Source organism: Variovorax sp. LjRoot130 (genome assembly GCF_964253755.1).
GTDB lineage: Bacteria > Pseudomonadota > Gammaproteobacteria > Burkholderiales > Burkholderiaceae_C > Variovorax.
Window position 1 is genome coordinate 1,406,535 of record NZ_CAXURM020000002.1, and the last position, 17,051, is coordinate 1,423,585.

Consider the following 17,051-nt stretch of genomic DNA (forward strand, 5'->3'; position numbering starts at 1 on the left):
GGAGCAGTCGCAACACAGCATTCCCCTTGCTTGCCCTTCGATGTCGCGCAGAGCCGGCCGCGCACGCCTGCGCCTAGGGGCAAGCACCAGTTTTTTGGGCCAGCGTTCCACAGGCATGCGTCTTGCGGAACGGCGTGTGTCCTCACGGCAATCCTGCCCGGACTTTGGATGGCAACCCCAAGGAGACTCTCATGCAATGGTCGCAACCCGCATTCGAAGACATGCGCTTCGGTTTCGAAATCACGATGTACATCTCGAACCGCTGACCCGCTCGACTCAGGCGGCGGCGCATCGCATGCGATGCGCCGCCGCCGGTCACACCAGACACCTTCCCATGAAAATTCTCGTGCTCGGCTCGGGCGCCGGCGGCGGCTTCCCGCAATGGAACTGCAACTGCCGCTTGTGCGCCGGCCAGCGGCAAGGCGAGCTGAGCGCGCGTGCGCGAACGCAGAGCTCAATCGCCGTGTCGGCCGACGGCGAGTCGTGGGTACTGCTCAACGCGTCACCCGACATCGGCCAGCAGATTCGCAGCCATCCGCAGCTCCACCCGCGGCAGGGGCTGCGCGACACGCCGATCAAGGCGGTGGTGCTGATGGACGCCCAGATCGACCACGTCACCGGTCTGCTGGGTCTGCGCGAAGGCCCTTGCATCGACCTCTATGCCACGCCCTGCGTGTTCGAAGACCTCACCACCGGCCTGCCGCTGTTGAACGTGCTCCAGCACTATTGCGGCACGCGCTGGCACATGCTGCCGGTGGCGGGCGACCAGGTGAGCGCCGAGTTCGAGATCGAGGGCTTCGCCTCGCTGCGCTTCACTGCGCTGGCCATCCCGGGCAAGGCGCCGCCGTATTCGCCGCACCGTCGCGAGCAGATGGTGGGCGACAACATCGCACTGCTGATCGAAGACCGGCGCGATGGCAGGCGCCTGTTCTACTCGCCGGGCCTCGCCGAGGTGGGCAACCAGGAGCTGCGCTGGATGAGCGACGCCGACTGCCTGTTGGTCGACGGCACTTTCTGGGAAGAAGACGAAATGCAGCGCGCCGGCCTGAGCGGCAAGACCGCCACCGAGATGGGGCACCTGCCGCAGAGCGCCAGCGCCGTGCGCACCGGCATGGTCGACGTGATGCGGGCCACGACCGCACGACGCAAGGTGCTCATCCACATCAACAACAGCAACCCGATCCTCGACGAAGGCAGCCCGCAGCGCCGCGTGCTGGAGGCGCACGGCATCGAGGTGTCCTACGACGGAATGGAGATCACGCTGTGAATACCGAACTGTTTCAGAGCGCCCCACCGGCCGCCGATCAGGGCGACGCACGGGAGCCGTGGAGCGCTTCGGCCTTCGAGGCCAGGCTTCGCGACTGCGAGAAGGACTATCACATCCACCACCCGTTCAACAAGCGGCTGAACCGCGGCGAACTGCAGCCGTTCCAGGTTCGGGGATGGGTGGCGAATCGCTTCTACTATCAGGTCAACATTCCGCAGAAGGATGCGGCGGTGCTGGCCAACTGCGCCGACCGTGCGCAGCGCCGGCGCTGGATCGAACGCATCCTCGACCACGATGGCCGCGGCGACTTCGGCGGCAGCAATGCGGGCGGCATCGAGGCCTGGAGCCGTCTCGGCGAGGCCGTCGGCCTGCGCCGCGAAGACCTCTGGTCGCATCGCCATGTCCAGGCAGGCGTGCGCTTCGCCGTCGACGCCTATGTGAACTTCGCGCGCAGCAGGCCGTGGGAAGAGGCGGCGATCTCGTCGTTGACCGAGATGTTCGCGCCGAGGATCCACGCCGACCGGCTGGCGGGCTGGCCGACGCTGTACCCATGGATCAAAGCGGATGGCCTCGCCTACTTTCGCCATCGCATCCCGCTCGCCACGCGCGATGTCGAGCACGGGCTCGAAGTGGCGCGGCGCTGGTGCATCACGCGTGCGCGCCAGGAGCGCGCGATAGCCATCCTCCAGTTCAAGCTGGACATCCTGTGGTCGATGCTCGACGCCATCGAGCGCGCCTACCCCGACGACCTGTCGTTGGAGTCGCGGCCATGAACGCCAGGCCCAACGTGGCGACAATGTTCCGGCTGCAGTTCGAGCCGGCGCAGGACAGTTGGGTGCTGCTCTATCCGGAAGGCATGGTCAGGCTCAACACGCCGGCCGCCGAGATCCTGCGGCGCTGCGACGGTTGCCGCTCGGTGGACCAGATCGTGGCGGAGCTCGAGCTCGCGTTCGGACAGCCCGGGCTCGCCGACGACGTCTGCGCGTTTCTCAGCCAGGCCAGGCAGCGTGGTTGGCTGCAATAGAGGCGACGATGCAAGCCGCCGCCAACAGCACGACGATCCGGCCTCCCATGTGGCTGCTGGCGGAGCTGACCTACCGCTGCCCGCTGCATTGCGTGTTCTGTTCCAACCCGGTCGACTACGCCCGGCATGACAGCGAGCTGGACACCGCGACCTGGAAGCGCGTGCTCGGCGAGGCGCGTGCGCTCGGTGCCGTGCAGCTCGGCTTCTCGGGCGGCGAGCCCCTGCTGCGCGACGACCTCGAAGCGCTGGTCGCACATGCGCGCCAGCTCGGCTTCTATACCAACCTCATCACCTCGGGCGTCGGCCTCACCGAGGCCCGCGCGAAGGCACTGAAGTCGGCCGGGCTCGACCACATCCAGCTCTCGTTCCAGGACTCGACGCGCGAACTCAACGACTTCATCAGCTCGACCCGCACCTTCGAACTGAAGTCGAAGGTCGCCGCGATCATCAAGGCGCAGGGATACCCGATGGTGCTGAACTGTGTCATGCACCGTTTCAACCTGCCGCATGTGGGCCGAATCATCGACATGGCCGAGCGCATGGGCGCCGACTACCTCGAACTCGCCAACACCCAGTACTACGGCTGGGCCTGGCAGAACCGCGCGGCCCTGATGCCAACCGTCGACGAGTTGCGCGACGCCGAGGCGATCGTCATGGTGCACCGCGATCGCCTCGACGGCCGCATGAAGGTGCTGTGGGTCTCGCCCGACTATGCCGACGCCAAGCCCAAGCCCTGCATGGCCGGCTGGGGCTCGCTGTTCATGGTGGTGGCGCCCGACGGCAGCGCACTGCCATGCCACAGCGCGCGCATGCTGCCCGGCATCGCGTTCCCCGACCTGCGCCATGCCTCGGTGCGCGAGGCCTGGTACGAGAGCGACGCGTTCAACCGCTTCCGTGGCCAGGCGTGGATGAGCAGCACTTGCGGCGACTGCGACGAAAAGGACCACGACTTCGGTGGCTGCCGCTGCCAGGCCTTCCTGGTGACGGGCGATGCCGCAGCTACCGACCCGGTTTGCCCGAAGAGCGAGCACCGCGGGCGCATCGATGCGATGCTCGCCGATGCGGACACCGAGCGCGCGCACGCCGGGCAATGCGGCATGCCGGTGCAGCCCTTGCGCTTCGTTCCGGGCGCTGCGAAGCAGGCAGGGCTGATCTACCGCAGCGACGAGAATTCGCGCGCGCTCTCGGCTTCGCAGGCCGCGCCATGCTGAAAGTCCACCAGCTCACCCAGCGCTACGGCTCGCGGGTGGCGCTCAACGCGCTCAGCGTCTCGATCGCACGCGGCAGCTTCGCCGTCCTCCTCGGGCCCAACGGGGCCGGCAAGTCGACGCTGTTCCAGGTGCTCACAGGCCTGTTCGCGGCCGATGCGGGCGATGTGGAAGTGGCAGGCCTGTCGATGCGCAGCGACGCGCGACGCGCGCTGGCGCACATCGGCGTGGTGTTCCAGCAGCAGTCACTCGACCTCGACCTGAGCGTCGCGCGCAACCTGCAGTTCCACGCCGACCTGCAGGGCCTGCCGCGCGCAGCGGCTGCCGAGCGCATCGCCTTCGAAGCGGCGCGCTTCGGCCTCGTGGCCGACCTGGGGCGGCGCGTGCGAGAACTCTCGGGCGGCAGCCGGCGCAAGGTCGAACTGGTGCGCGCGCTGCTGCACCGGCCCGAACTCCTGTTGATGGACGAGGCCACCGTCGGCCTCGATCCGAAGTCCCGCCGCGACCTAATCGACGGCCTGCACCAAGAGGTGCGCCAGCGAGGCGTAACGGTCCTGTGGGCCACCCACTTGGTGTCCGAGGCCGAAGGCGCCGACCGCGTGCTGGTGCTGCATCGTGGCGCGTTGCTGGCCGAGGGAACACCGGCCGCAGTCACCGCGGCTCTCGGCGGGCCGACGCTCGAGACAGCCTTTCTCAATGCCACCCACTGAGCCGCCGGCGCATCAAGCCATGAAATCCCTCCTCCTGTTCCCGATGCTGCTGCTCGCGGCTACGCTGAGCGCCCCCACCGTCCATGCCAAGGACAGCGGGCTTGCCTACATCTCCAGCGAGAAGGATCACGCGATTACGGTGGTCGACCTGAAGACGCTCACCGTGGTGGGCACCATCCCGACCTGCAAGCGCCCACGCCGCATGCAGCGGCTTCGCGCCAACACGCAGCTGATGGTCGCGTGCAGCGATTCCGGCCGCGCCGACATCATCGACCTGGCGAGCCGCCGCTCGGTCGGCAGCGTGCCGCTCGGCGATGACCCCGAGGTCTTCGACCTGTCGCCCGATGGCCGCACCGCCTATGTGTCGGCCGAGGAGGACGGCGCGCTCAACGTCTTCAACCTCGTCGCGAAGAAGCAGGTCAAGAGCGTGCCGCTCGGCAAGGAGCCCGAGGGCGTGAAGGTCGCCGCCGACGGCAAGCGCGTCTACGTGAGCTCGGAAGTCGCGAACCTGGTCCACGTGCTCGACACCGCCACGCTGAAGATCGTCAAGAACATCGCGGTGGGCAAGCGCCCACGGCGCTTCGCGTTCTCGGCCGACGGCAGCGAGCTGTGGGTCAGCAACGAGCTCGGCAGCAGTGTCAGCGTCATCTCGGTCCGCGACCTGGCGGTGGTGGCCACCATCTCCTTCGAGGTGAAAGGCATGCGCGCCGACGACATCACACCGGTCGGGCTCACGCTGTCGCGCGACGGCAAGACGATGTACGTGGGGCTCGGCCGCGCCAACCACGTGGCCTTCGTCGACGCGGCCACGCGCAAGACGAACCAGCTGGTGCTCGTCGGCAAGCGTGCCTGGGGTCTCGGACTGAACCGCGACGGCTCGCGCCTGTTCGTGGTCAATGGCCTGTCGGACGACATGACGGTGGTCGACACCGCCAGCGCCAAGGCGCTGAAGACGCTGCCCGTCGGCCGCGTGCCGCACACGGTGGTCGTCGATGACTGAGTCGCACGCCGCACGCGCTTGCGCCGCGCATGCGCTGCAAGCCATGCGCGCCATCGTGCTGCGCGAGCTGATCAAGTTCGCGCGGCAGAGGGCGCGGCTGGTCTCGGCGCTGGTGCGCCCGGTGCTGTGGCTGGCGGTGTTTGCAGCCGGCTTTCGCAACGTGTTCGGAGTCGCCATCGTCGAGCCGTACGACACCTACATTCCCTACGACCTGTATATCGCTCCCGGGCTTGTCGGCATGGTGCTGCTGTTCAATGGCATGCAGTCGTCGCTGGCGATGGTCTACGACCGCGAGATGGGTCTGATGCGACTGTTGCTCACGGCGCCCCTGCCCCGCTGGTGGCTGCTGCTGTGCAAGCTGGTCGCGGCCGCGCTGCTGAGCCTGGTGCAGGTGCTGGCCTTCGTGGCTGTGGCCGCCTTGCTGGGCACGACGCTGCCGATGGACGCGCTATCGCTGCTGCACGCGTTCGGTGCCACGCTCGCCGCCGCGCTGATGCTTGCGTCGCTGGGGCTGCTGCTGTCGGTGCACGTGCAACAGCTCGAGAACTTCGCCGGCGCGATGAACTTCGTCATCTTCCCGATGTACTTCCTGTCGACTGCGCTGTACCCGCTGTGGAAGCTGGAAGAGTCGGGCGCGACGTGGGTGTGGCGCGCAGCGCAGCTCAACCCGTTCACGCACGCCGTCGAGTGGATCCGCTTCGCGCTCTATGGCAAGGATCCCGGGATCGCGCCGCTGATCGTCCTGGCCACGTTGCTGCTGTGCTTCACGCTGGCGTGCCGGGGCTACGAGCCGCAGCGCGGCTTCGGCACCCTGGCGCAGCGGGGGGCGGCATGATCTCGCGACGTCGCGTCCTGTTCTGTGCAGCGGCCACAGCGGCAGCGAGCGCCGCGCCCTGGGTTCATGCCCAGCCCGGCAGCGACACCCCGTTTCCGCAGCGCCCCATCTCGCTGTGGGTGCCATGGCCGGCGGGCGGGGCCACCGACGTCACGCTGCGCCTGCTGGCCGACCTTGCTGGCCGACAGCTGGGTCAGAGGATCCTGATCGAAAACCGCGGCGGCGCCGGCGGCACGCTGGCGATGCCGGTGCTGCAGCAGGCGCCGCCCGATGGCTACACCCTGGCGCAGATGCCGCAGCCGGTGTTCCGCGCGCCGCACACGCAGAAGGTCGCCTGGGATCCTATCCGCGACACCACGCCCATCCTGCAGATCAGCGGCGTGACCTTCGGCCTGGTCGTGCCTGCGGCGAGCGCCTTGCGCAGCGTCGACGACCTGCTGGGCCATGCCGCCGCGCACCCCGGCGAACTGAGCATCGCCACCAACGGCATCGGCACGACACCGCATGTCGTGCTGGACGGCTTGTTCGCGCGACACGGTCTGAGCTACATCCATGTTCCCTACAAGGGAACCGCCGAGCAGATGGTGGCGGTGGCCTCGGACCAGGTGATGGCGGGCGTCAACTCCAACGGTTTCGCTCCCTATGTTGACTCGGGCCGGCTGCGTTTACTGGCGACCTTCGGCGCGGCGCGCACCCGGCGCTGGCCGAACGTGCCAACCCTGGACGAGCTGGGCCACGGCATCGTCGCGATGTCGCCCTACGGCCTGGTCGGTCCGCGCGGCCTGCCGGCCTCCGTGCTGCGCACGCTGCACGATGCGTTCAAGACGGCGTTGTTCGACCCCCGGCACATTGCAGAGCTGGCCCGGTACGACCAGGAGATCGCCTACCTGGGCAGCGCGGACTATGGCCGCAGCATGCGCGAATCCTTCGCGGCGCAGCAGCGCATCGTCGAACAGCTGGGGCTGAGGCCCGGCCAGGGGTGATGTGCGGTGAGGCCGGCGTGATGACGACCGTGGCGAGCCGCTGCGCTTTCCGCCGCCGGTGATCGTCGGCGAACGGGATGCGCAGCTTCCCGGGGCGGCCGATCCTCCAGCAGGACGCCACCGCGAAGGCGCTGGTCGCCTGCGTCTTCGCGCCGATCGACCTCGCCCCCATCCCCCCTTGGCGGGCGCGCCACCGAACCATCGGGCGGCCGCCGATGCCAACGGCGTGTCTCATGACATGCAGGCGCGTTTCCGTGACATGGACAAAAAACAGGAACGCGCGACAAGTTTTTCAGCCGGGCTTGGGCGCCCACGCGCTGCACCAGCCGGGACCTGCGATCTGCTTGCGCCCGAACATCGCGCAGCCGCCCCATTCGTCGGAGGCACCGCCCTGGAAGAAGGAGCAGTTCGTGCAACGCTGCGTGGCGCTGTGCTTGGGAAAGCGCTTCTTGTCCACCTTGGCGGTGTCGTGCTTGTAGCCGAGGGCCTGGGCCGTCTCGTCGGCCTCGTCGACGCGCGCCGGTGCGGCTTGCGTGACGGCGGAGGATGCAAGCATGGCGCAGCCGCTTGCAAGGGTTCGAGTGATGAAGATGCGCCGCGTCGTGTCTTTCATCTCAGTCTCCGACAACGTTGGTCTTCGCCGCGCTCGCAGCACTGCTGGTCTTGGGAATCTTGAACACCCATACCATCCCGCCCTGTTCGAGCAGGTTCACCTTCTTGGCCACCTCGCCGCCCCACAGGGGCACGGCGCCGCCCCAGCCGGAGACCACGCTCACGTACTGCTCGCCGCCCTGCTGCCAGGTGACCGGCGGCGCTACTACGCCGGAGCCGGTCTGGAACTGCCACACCACCTTGCCGGTCTTGGCATCGGCCGCCTTCAGATAGCCTTCGGGCGTGCCCCAGAACACGAGGTTGCCGCCGGTGGTCAGCACACCGCCCCACAGCGGCGCGCCGTTCTTCACTTCCCACACGATCCTGCCGGTCTTCGGATCGACCGCGCGCAGCGCGCCGATGTAGTCGTCGTTGAGCGGCTTGATCGTGAAGCCGGCGCCAAGATAGGCTGCGCCCTTCTTGTAGGCAACGGGTTCGTTCCAGATGTCCATGCCCCATTCGTTGGCGGGCACGTAGAACATCTTCGTGTCGGGGCTGTAAGCCATCGGCATCTGGTTCTTGCCGCCGAGAAAGCCCGGCGCGGCGAAGACCGGGCTGCCCTTCTTGCCTTCCGCGCTCGCGGTCGGGTCGCCGGGCCGGTTGTCGGCGATGAAGTTGGGACGGCCGGTCTTCAAGTCGATGCTGCTCGCCCAGGTGATCTTCCTGACGAACGGAAATGCGTTGATCAGCTTGCCGGTGGTCGCGTCGTTCACGTAGAAGAAGCCGTTGCGATCCGCCTTGCCGCCGACGCGCTTTCCGTCCAGGTCGAAGGTCACGAACTCGTTCACGCCGTCGAAGTCCCAGCTGTCGTTGGGCGTGGCCTGGTAGTGCCACTTGATCTGGCCGGTCTTCACGTCGATCGCCACGGTGGCGCAGGAGAACAGGTTGTCGCCCTGGCGCAGGTGGCTGTTCCACGGCGCGGGGTTGCCGGTGCCGAAATAGGCGAGGCCGGTCTTGCTGTCGTAGGTGCCGCCAAGCCAGGTGGCTGCGCCACCGGTCTTCCACAGGTCGCCCGGCCAGCTCTGGTTGGTGGTGCCGGAGATGCCGTTTTCCTTGGCGTTGCCATCGGAGTCGTAGACGTAGCCCATGTGACCCTCGACAGTGGGGCGCGTCCAGACCAGCTGTCCGGTCTTTGCATTGCGGGCCTCGACGCGGCCGACCACGCCGAACTCTCCGCCGGAAACACCGGTGAGGATCAAGCCGTTGGCGATGATCGGTGCGGCGGTGGCCGAATAGCCGGCCTTGTAGTCGTCGATCTTTTCCTTCCAGACCACGTTGCCCGTGTCCTGGTCGAGCGCCACGAGTTGCGCATCGAGCGTGGCGAAGATCACCAGGTTGCCGTACAGCGCGGCACCGCGGTTGACGACATCGCAGCAGGGCATGATGCCTTCGGGCAACCGGTGCTCGTACTTCCACAGCTTCTGGCCGGTGGTTGCATCGAGCGCGAAAAGGCGAGAGTACGACGCGGTGACGAACATCTTGCCGTTGTGCAGGACCGGCTGCGACTCCTGCCCGCGCTGCTTCTCCCCGCCGAAGGAGAACGCCCACACCGGCGCGAGCTTGCCGACAGTGGCGACATTCACCTGCTTGAGCGGCGAGTAGCGTTGGCCCTGGGTGTTCAGGCCCCAGGTCAGGACATCGCCGGTGGCGGTCGCTTCGTTATCGATCATCTTGTCTGTCACGACGGCGTGGGACGCCGTGGCAGCCAGAGCGGCGGACACGAGAACGGTCAAGAGTTTCAGTTGCATGGGGTGGTCTCCTCAAGGGTTGATCGCGGGTCGAACACGGCCTGTTGGCCGCGTCCTCCACGTTGATCGAGGGCAATGTCCATGCCATGTCGCAAACCGCTCGATGAGCCTGCCGATGTGCCGGATGGGGTCGGCGAGCTGCGGGTTTTCCCGCTGCATTGCTACATGCTTGAGCAGTCGGGGCGCCAGTGACCGTGACATCACGGCACACCAGCGGCCCCAGCGCCGCTGGCTTCAATGCGCCATCAGGACCGGCACGTTCATGCGTGCAAGGATCTCGCGTGTGACACCACCGAGCACGAGTTCCCGCAGGCGGGTGTGCCCATAGGCGCCCATCACCATCAGATCCACGCCCATGCTCGCCGCGCACGAGAGCAAGGTGTCCGCGAAGCCGATGGTGGTAATGTACTGCTCGGCCTTCGCCTCAACGCCGTGCCGCCAAAGCCAGGCGATGGTCTCTGAAATGCAGCGCTTGGCGGCCGCTTCCGCATCACCTTCCTTGCGCAACGACACCAGCGTGACCTGCGCCGATTCGGCGAACAGCGGTAGCGCGTCGCGCAATGCCATGGCCGCCTCGCGCGTGCCGTCCCAGGCGACCAGGACGTTCTTGCCCACCTCCGGAAAATGACCGGCGCAAGGAATGATGAGCACGGGCCGCCCCGAGTGCAAGACGACCTGCTCCGGCAGATCACGCGCCACCATGTCTGCGGTCTTGTTGTGGTCCACCTTGGCGTGGTCGACCTGCCCCACGATGAGCAGATCGCTGGCGTGGCCATGATGAACAGTCGCATCCACGGGCTCGCCGTTGACCAGCCGGACGTCGTACGGCAACGATCCTGACCCACGCACCAGATCCCTGAAGACGTGGGCGGTCGCCTCCGCACGCAGGCGCAGGCCGTCAGCGGCAGCCGCAATGAATTCGGTGCCGCGCATCAGATCCGCATCCATGGGCGCAGTGCCATCGAGAAGGCCCGTCGGCACGAGGCCGACCAGATGGCTGCCGTGCGCGCGGGCCAGGCGCGCGGCGAGCTCGACACGCGCGGCACACCGTTCCGTGTGGTCCAGGTGGACGAGGATGGTTCCGATATTCATGGATCTTCCATTCCAACGCAATGCAACCATCTTCGAACGTCCGATGTTGCGGTACCTTGACATCGATCAAACGCGGCGCACGTTCGCGCACTCAGACTCCGACGCCATCGGCAATCACTTCGAGGATGGAGATGGACGACAGAGTCGACGCGCTGGATCGGACGCTGCACGCCGGACTGGCCCAGCTCACAAAGGGACTCTCGCCCGCAGCGCTGATGCTGGCCTGGTCGGACTGGGCCATCCACCTCGCGGCGCAGCCGGCGCGCAGCGCGCAAGTGCTCATGATCCGCCCGCTGACGCAGGCGGTTGCGGCCGCGAGCCAGGCCTTCCAACCCATGCCCGCCCATGGACCACCGACGCCGGATTCGCACGAGGACGACCGCCGCCTCGCAGATCCTTCGTGGGATGCATGGCCTTTCAACCTGTACCGGCAGGCGTTCCGCGCAGGCGCGCAGTGGCTGCGGGAGCTGACCGAAGCGGTGCCCGGCGTCGAACGTCATCACGAACAGGTCGTTTCTTTCGCGGCGCGGCAGTTGCACAACATGTGCTCGCCGGCGAATTCGCCGGCCACCCACCCGCTGGTGCTGCAAAGAACCGCGGCGACTGGCGGACTGAATCTGATGCAAGGTGCCCGCAACTGGGCAGAAGACCTGCAGCGGAGCGTTCAGCGCCTGCCGCCAAAGGGTGCCGAGAACTTCGTGCCGGGGCGCGACGTCGCGATCACCCCCGGCAAGGTCGTCTTTCGCAACCACCTGATGGAACTGATCCAGTACGCGCCCACGACGGCCACGGTCCATGCCGAGCCGGTGCTGGTCATGAGCGCGTGGATCATGAAGTACTACATCCTCGACCTGTCGCCGCACAACTCGCTGATCCGCTACCTGGTCGACAAGGGCCACACCGTGTTCGCGATCTCGTGGAAGAACCCGGATGCGAAAGATCAGGACCTCGGCATCAATGACTACCTGGCGCAGGGCCTGATGGCGGGCCTCGATGCCGTCAACGCCATCGTGCCCCGCCAGCGCGTGCATGCGGTGGGCTACTGCCTGGGCGGCACGCTGCTGGCCATCGGCGCGGCGGCCATGGCGCGCGACCAAGACGATCGCCTGGCCACCGTGACGTTGCTGGCGGCGCAGACTGACTTCACCGAGCCGGGAGAACTCGGCCTTTTCATCGACGAGAGCCAGCTCAGCTTCATGGAAGACCTGATGGCGCGCCAGGGCTATCTGGATTCGAGGCAGATGGCCGGCGCCTTCCACTTGCTGCGCGCCGTCGACCTCATCTGGTCGCCCATGGTGCAGAACTACCTCCTCGGCGAGCGAGCGCCGATGACCAATCTCATGGCCTGGAACGCCGACGGCACGCGCATGCCCTACCGGATGCACGCCGACTACCTGCGCAGCCTCTTCCTCGAGAACGCGCTTGCGCGTGGCCAGTATCTGGTGAACGGACACCCGGTCTCGCTGGGCGACATCGAGGTGCCGGTCTTCGCCGTTGGCACACGAACTGACCATGTCGCGCCATGGCGCTCCGTCTACAAGTTGAACCTGCTGTGCGATACCGAGATCAGCTTCGTCCTCACGGACGGCGGCCACAACGCCGGCATCCTGAGCGAGCCCGGCCACGCGCACCGCCACTATCGGATCCTCCACCGCGCCAGGAATGCACCCTATGTGCCGCCGGATGGGTACACGGCTCGCGCCGAGCAGATCGAAGGCTCCTGGTGGCCGGCGTTGCAGGTATGGCTGGCGGATCGCTCTGGATCGCGGCGCAAGCCGCCGCGCTTGGGCCATGCGCGGCTCGGCTACGCCCCCATCTGCAATGCACCGGGCACCTATGTGATGGCCGGTTGAGTCCCGCGCCGTGCCAATCCCTTGATCCAGCGCAACGCTCAACCCCCAAGCGGTTCCTAAAGTGATGTCACAGGCATTGCGAGCCTGAGTCCAGGGCGCCACGCGGCTGCCCTCCATCCACCAACGAAAGGAAGCTCATGAGATCCGATGCACAACTCAGAAGCGATATCGTCGCCGAACTGACCTGGGACCCGGCGATCACCGCCACCGACGTCGGCGTGATCGTCAAGGACGGCGTGGTCACATTGACAGGCCATCCCTCCAGCCATGCTGAGAAGTACGCCATCGAGCGCGCTGCGCAGCGCGTCAAGGGCGTGAAGGCGTTGGCGATCGAAATGCCGGTCAAGCTCGCCTCCGACTACGAGCGCACCGACGCCGACATCGCCATGGCGGTGGAGCGCGCCATCGAGTGGAACGTGCTTGTGCCTGACGACAAGATCCACCCGATGGTGGAACAGGGCTGGGTCACGCTCAATGGTGAGGTCGAGTGGGAATACCAGCGCAGGGCCGCGGAAGGTGCCGTGCGCAGCCTGCTGGGCGTCACCGGCGTCACGAACCGGGTCGTCGTGAAGCCGAAGTTCACGCCGGCCGACGTCGAAAAGAAGATCCGCGAAGCTTTGGAGCGCCAGGCCGATCGCGAGGCCGAGCAGATCAAGATCGAGGTCAACGGTGCCCACGTCACGCTCAGCGGCAAGGTCCACTCCTGGGCCGAACGCAAGGCCGCCCAGGGAGCCGCATGGTCGGCGCCGGGCGTCGCCAACGTGATCAACAACCTGCTCGTTGAAGCCTGAGGATGCGCGTCGCACTGGTCACCGGCGGCACCGCTGGCATCGGAGCCGCCGTGGCCGAAGCCCTTTTGGCCGCCGGCTACCGCGTCGCCTCCAACTACGGCACCAACACGCAGGCGGCGGAGGCGTTCACCGCACGAACCGGCATTCCCGCATTCGCGTGGAATGTGGCCGACCCGGCGGCTTGCAAGGCGGGCGTGGCCCGCGTGGAGGCAGCCCTGGGACCAATCGAGGTGCTGATCAACAATGCTGGCATCACGCGCGACGCGATGCTGCACAAGATGGCGTTCGAGCAGTGGCGCGAGGTGCTCGATGTCAATCTTGGCGGGTGCTTCAACATGTGCCGGGCGGTGATCGAGGGCATGCGGGAACGCCGCTTCGGCCGTATCGTCAACATGAGCTCGGTCAACGGGCTGTCGGGCCAGGCGGGGCAGACCAACTATGCCGCGACCAAGGCGGGCCTCGTCGGCTTCACGAAGTCGCTCGCGCTCGAGGGCGCGTCCCGCAACATCACGGCCAATGTCGTCGCGCCGGGCTACACCGACACCGCCATGGTCGGTGCCGTGCCGCCCGACGCGCTGGCGCAAATCCTGAAGGCCGTCCCGATGGGGCGGCTGGCGACACCGGCGGAGATCGCGCGCGGCGTCGTCTTTCTCGCCGCCGACGAAGCCGGTTTCATCAGCGGCATCACGCTGTCGATCAACGGCGGCAAGTACATGCCCTGAGTGGCCGCATAGCGACCAAACAAACATCCCCCTTTTTCTGCTCCTGGAGCTTGCCATGCGAACGATGAAAGCCGCGGTTGTCCACGCGTTCGGACAACCCCTGAAGATCGAAGAAGTGCCCGTGCCCGAGGTGCCCCCGGGGCAGGTGCTGGTCAAGGTGGCCGCCTCCGGCGTCTGCCATACCGACCTGCATGCAGCCGAAGGCGACTGGCCGGTCAAACCCGCCCTGCCCTTCATCCCCGGCCACGAGGGCGTGGGCCACGTCGCGGCCGTCGGCGCGGGCGTGAAGCACGTCAAGGAAGGCGACCGCGTGGGCGTGCCGTGGCTGCATACCGCCTGCGGCCATTGCGAACACTGCATCACCGGCTGGGAGACGCTGTGCGATCACCAGCAGATGACAGGCTACACCGTCAACGGCGGCTACGCGGAATACGTGCTCGCCGACCCGGGCTACGTGGGCCACCTGCCGGCGAATGTCGGCTTCACCGAGATCGCGCCCGTGCTCTGCGCGGGCGTCACGGTCTACAAGGGACTCAAGGTCCTGGATTGCAAACCGGGCGACTGGGTGGCAATCTCCGGTGTCGGCGGCCTGGGTCACCTGGCGGTGCAGTACGCCAAGGCGATGGGCTTCCACGTCGCCGCCGTCGACATCGACGACGAGAAGCTGCAACTGGCCAAGGAGGTCGGGGCCGACATGCTGATCAATGCTGCGAAACAGGATCCCGCGCAGGAGATGCAGAAAGCCTTGCGCGGCGCGCACGGCGTGCTGGTGACCGCCGTCTCGCGCAGCGCCTTCGCCCAGGCGCTGGGCATGCTGCACAAGCGCGGCACCATGTCGATGGTAGGGCTGCCGCCGGGCGATTTCGCGCTGCCGATCTTCGACATGGTGCTAAATGCCAAGACCGTGCGCGGCTCGATCGTCGGCACCCGCAAGGACCTGCAGGAGGCGCTGGAATTCGCCGGCGAAGGCAAGGTGCGCACGGTGTGCAGCGAAGACCGGCTTGACAATATCAACCACGTGTTCGATCGCATGCGCCAAGGCCAGATCGAGGGCCGAGTCGTCATGCGTTTGACGGACGAGGTCTAGCTGCGATGCAGGCGATGGCGCTCTGGGCTGCGGGCCAGCCGCTGCGGATGGAACAGCGCCCGCTGCCGGAGCCGGCCGCCGGCGAGCTTCGCCTGCGCGTGCTGGCCTGCGCGGTCTGCCGCACCGACCTGCACGTGGTCGATGGCGACCTGCCACTGCCGGTGATGCCGATCGTGCCAGGCCATGAAATCGTCGGCGAGGTGGAAGCGCTCGGTGCGGGCGTCCACGCGCACCGCATCGGCGACCGCGTCGGCGTGCCCTGGCTGGGCCACAGCTGCGGCCACTGCGCTTTCTGCGCCAGCGGCAGCGAAAACCTGTGCGATGCGCCGCGCTTCACGGGCTACCACCGTGACGGCGGCTTTGCGAGCCATGTGATCGCCGAGGCCGATTTCTGCCTGCCGCTCGACACGTTGACGCAGGAGCCGGCCCGGATCGCACCTCTCATGTGCGCCGGCCTCATCGGCTGGCGCAGCCTGAAAGCGGCCGGTGAAGGCGCACGGCGCTTGGGCCTCTACGGGTTCGGCGCGGCCGCGCACCTGATCACGCAGGTCGCCGTCGGCCAGGGCCGGCAGGTCCATGCCTTCACCCGGCCGGGTGATGCCGCAGGCCAGGCCTTTGCGCGCTCGTTAGGAGCCACCTGGGCCGGGGGTTCGGACGAAATGCCCGCCGTCCCGCTGGACGCCGCGATCATCTTTGCGCCGGCGGGCGAGCTCGTGCCGATCGCGCTTAGCGCGGTGCGCAAAGGCGGCCGCGTCGTCTGCGCTGGCATCCACATGAGCGACATTCCCGCCTTTGCCTACCGATTGCTCTGGGAAGAACGGCAGCTCGTCTCCGTGGCCAATCTCACGCGCCTCGACGCCCGCGAATTCCTGGATCAGGTGCAAGCGCAGCCGCCGCAGATCCACATCACGACCTATGGCCTGGCACAGGCCAACGAAGCGCTCGCCGACCTGCGCGCCGGCCGACTTCAGGGCGCCGCGGTGTTGTTGCCCTGAGCGCGGACAGACCTCTGACGATGCATGCTGCAGGCGATGAGCGTTACACGGCCGACACCGGTCGTTCACTCATCGTTGCCCATCCGTTCGGTGGAATCACAGGACGTTCTCAAACAAGGCCTAAGCTGAAATCAAAGGGATCGCTCAGCAACGGTCAAGGAAGCGGTGAAGTCAATGTCACAGGCAATCGAAATTGAACAGGTGAAATGCCATGAACGCTCTGCGATCAATCCTCGTGCATCTTGACGGCACGGCGCGCGCCGAGGTCCGGCTACGCGTTGCGCACCAACTCGCCGGCGCCCATCGGGCCGAGCTGAACGCGCTCTTCGCAGTTGCGCCGCGCCACCTGCCGCAGCTTCCGCTGGCTGGCGGCGTGCCTTCGATGCCGATGCCAGCCGAGATCAATCCGGATCATCTCGCCCATGCCATGGCGCTGTTCGAGCGGACCCGCGACGCCGGTGCGCCCGCCATCAACTGGCAAGCATTGAACGGCGAGCCCGTGATCGAGAGCTTCGTGGAGCGCGCGTTGCTCTGCGACCTGCTGGTGCTGGGCCAACGCGCTCCGACGGATGCAACCGGCCACGATGTACCCGGCGACTTCATCGAGTCGGTGCTCATCGACAGCGGCAGGCCGGCGCTCATCGTGCCCTATGCGGGCGAAGCGAGCGCCACGCCGCAAACCGTGCTGATCGCGTGGAAGCCTACGCGCGAATCCGCCCATGCGCTCACCGCAGCCTTGCCCTTCCTGCAGCAGGCGAAGCGTGTGCATGCGGTCTGCGCCGCCGATGCCAGCGGTGACACGCGGCAGGCGCTGCCACGGCTTGCACGCTACCTTCGCGTGCACGGTGTGGAGTCGATGCGCGAACACAGCGCGCTGGCCGCCGGTGATGCGGGCGACAGATTGCTGTCCCTCGCGGCGGACGTTGGCGCCGAGATGATCGTGATGGGCTGCTATGGGCACACCCGCGCGCGCGAATTCGTGCTTGGTGGCGTGTCCCGTACGGTGCTGGAGACGATGACCGTACCGGTGTTGATGGCGCACTGACGAAACCTGCCGCGTCAAATCTTGATGGAGCGCAAGCCGG

The 17,051-nt window shown here is 67.0% G+C and carries 18 protein-coding genes; 15 read left to right on the forward strand and 3 right to left on the reverse strand.

The genetic code is table 11. The annotated features are described in order from the left end of the window. Window positions 1–191: 191 nt before the first annotated feature. The 9 genes from pqqA (at window position 192) to ACSQ86_RS36580 (ending at window position 7,027) form a co-directional block, all read left to right on the forward strand. Window positions 192–266 (forward strand): pyrroloquinoline quinone precursor peptide PqqA, encoded by a 75-nt coding sequence (gene pqqA / locus ACSQ86_RS36540; protein WP_139191749.1) that lies wholly within the window; start codon window positions 192–194, stop codon window positions 264–266. A 68-nt stretch (window positions 267–334) separates the two neighbouring features. Then, window positions 335–1,267 (forward strand): pyrroloquinoline quinone biosynthesis protein PqqB, encoded by a 933-nt coding sequence (gene pqqB / locus ACSQ86_RS36545; RefSeq protein WP_436307714.1) that lies wholly within the window; start codon window positions 335–337, stop codon window positions 1,265–1,267. Next, window positions 1,264–2,040 carry a pyrroloquinoline-quinone synthase PqqC gene (gene pqqC / locus ACSQ86_RS36550; protein WP_436307713.1) on the forward strand — a complete coding sequence of 259 codons (777 nt, stop codon included), beginning with the start codon at window positions 1,264–1,266 and terminating at the stop codon, window positions 2,038–2,040. Before pqqB ends, pqqC begins: the two co-directional genes overlap by 4 nt. Then, the gene (pqqD, locus tag ACSQ86_RS36555; RefSeq protein WP_436307712.1) at window positions 2,037–2,291 is read left to right on the forward strand and encodes a pyrroloquinoline quinone biosynthesis peptide chaperone PqqD; all 255 of its coding nucleotides are present in this window, start codon (window positions 2,037–2,039) and stop codon (window positions 2,289–2,291) included. Before pqqC ends, pqqD begins: the two co-directional genes overlap by 4 nt. A gap of 8 nt (window positions 2,292–2,299) precedes the next feature. Further along, entirely contained in the window at window positions 2,300–3,502 is a 1,203-nt protein-coding gene (gene pqqE, locus ACSQ86_RS36560) for a pyrroloquinoline quinone biosynthesis protein PqqE (RefSeq protein WP_436307711.1), read from the forward strand. Further along, complete coding sequence (locus ACSQ86_RS36565; protein WP_436307710.1) at window positions 3,496–4,209, forward strand: ATP-binding cassette domain-containing protein; 714 nt, start codon at window positions 3,496–3,498, stop codon at window positions 4,207–4,209. Before pqqE ends, ACSQ86_RS36565 begins: the two co-directional genes overlap by 7 nt. 19 nt (window positions 4,210–4,228) lie before the next feature. Beyond that, window positions 4,229–5,209 carry a PQQ-dependent catabolism-associated beta-propeller protein gene (locus ACSQ86_RS36570; RefSeq protein WP_436307709.1) on the forward strand — a complete coding sequence of 327 codons (981 nt, stop codon included), beginning with the start codon at window positions 4,229–4,231 and terminating at the stop codon, window positions 5,207–5,209. Further along, the gene (locus tag ACSQ86_RS36575) at window positions 5,202–6,044 is read left to right on the forward strand and encodes an ABC transporter permease (protein WP_436307708.1); all 843 of its coding nucleotides are present in this window, start codon (window positions 5,202–5,204) and stop codon (window positions 6,042–6,044) included. The genes ACSQ86_RS36570 and ACSQ86_RS36575 overlap by 8 nt, the downstream gene beginning before the upstream one ends. Next, window positions 6,041–7,027, forward strand: a complete 987-nt coding sequence (locus ACSQ86_RS36580) for a tripartite tricarboxylate transporter substrate binding protein (protein ID WP_436307707.1) — start codon at window positions 6,041–6,043, stop codon at window positions 7,025–7,027. Before ACSQ86_RS36575 ends, ACSQ86_RS36580 begins: the two co-directional genes overlap by 4 nt. Window positions 7,028–7,319: 292 nt before the next feature. On the opposite strand, the gene ACSQ86_RS36585 is transcribed toward ACSQ86_RS36580, so the two are convergent. The 3 genes from ACSQ86_RS36585 to ACSQ86_RS36595 all read right to left on the reverse strand — a co-directional run bounded on the left by ACSQ86_RS36585 (window position 7,320) and on the right by ACSQ86_RS36595 (window position 10,518). Then, window positions 7,320–7,640, reverse strand: coding sequence for a high-potential iron-sulfur protein (locus ACSQ86_RS36585; protein ID WP_093110193.1), 321 nt, complete (start codon window positions 7,638–7,640; stop codon window positions 7,320–7,322). A gap of 1 nt (window position 7,641) precedes the next feature. Beyond that, window positions 7,642–9,426, reverse strand: a complete 1,785-nt coding sequence (locus tag ACSQ86_RS36590) for a PQQ-dependent methanol/ethanol family dehydrogenase (RefSeq protein WP_436307706.1) — start codon at window positions 9,424–9,426, stop codon at window positions 7,642–7,644. 234 nt (window positions 9,427–9,660) lie between these two features. Next, entirely contained in the window at window positions 9,661–10,518 is an 858-nt protein-coding gene (locus tag ACSQ86_RS36595; protein WP_436307705.1) for a universal stress protein, read from the reverse strand. A 131-nt stretch (window positions 10,519–10,649) separates the two neighbouring features. Here ACSQ86_RS36595 and ACSQ86_RS36600 point away from each other — a divergent pair, with 131 nt between their 5' ends. From ACSQ86_RS36600 to ACSQ86_RS36625, 6 genes are all read left to right on the forward strand, one after another. Continuing rightward, window positions 10,650–12,371: a PHA/PHB synthase family protein gene (locus ACSQ86_RS36600; RefSeq protein ID WP_436310852.1), complete on the forward strand. Its 1,722-nt coding sequence runs from the start codon at window positions 10,650–10,652 to the stop codon at window positions 12,369–12,371. 137 nt (window positions 12,372–12,508) lie between these two features. Further along, window positions 12,509–13,162, forward strand: a complete 654-nt coding sequence (locus tag ACSQ86_RS36605) for a BON domain-containing protein (RefSeq protein ID WP_436307703.1) — start codon at window positions 12,509–12,511, stop codon at window positions 13,160–13,162. 2 nt (window positions 13,163–13,164) lie between these two features. Beyond that, complete coding sequence (gene phbB, locus ACSQ86_RS36610) at window positions 13,165–13,884, forward strand: acetoacetyl-CoA reductase (RefSeq protein WP_436307702.1); 720 nt, start codon at window positions 13,165–13,167, stop codon at window positions 13,882–13,884. 55 nt (window positions 13,885–13,939) lie between these two features. Further along, entirely contained in the window at window positions 13,940–14,971 is a 1,032-nt protein-coding gene (adhP, locus tag ACSQ86_RS36615) for an alcohol dehydrogenase AdhP (protein ID WP_436296830.1), read from the forward strand. Window positions 14,972–14,976: 5 nt separating this feature from the next. Next, window positions 14,977–15,966, forward strand: a complete 990-nt coding sequence (locus ACSQ86_RS36620) for a zinc-dependent alcohol dehydrogenase family protein (protein WP_436307701.1) — start codon at window positions 14,977–14,979, stop codon at window positions 15,964–15,966. Between the two features lie 211 nt (window positions 15,967–16,177). Further along, window positions 16,178–17,011, forward strand: coding sequence for a universal stress protein (locus tag ACSQ86_RS36625; RefSeq protein WP_436307700.1), 834 nt, complete (start codon window positions 16,178–16,180; stop codon window positions 17,009–17,011). Window positions 17,012–17,051: the final 40 nt, after the last annotated feature.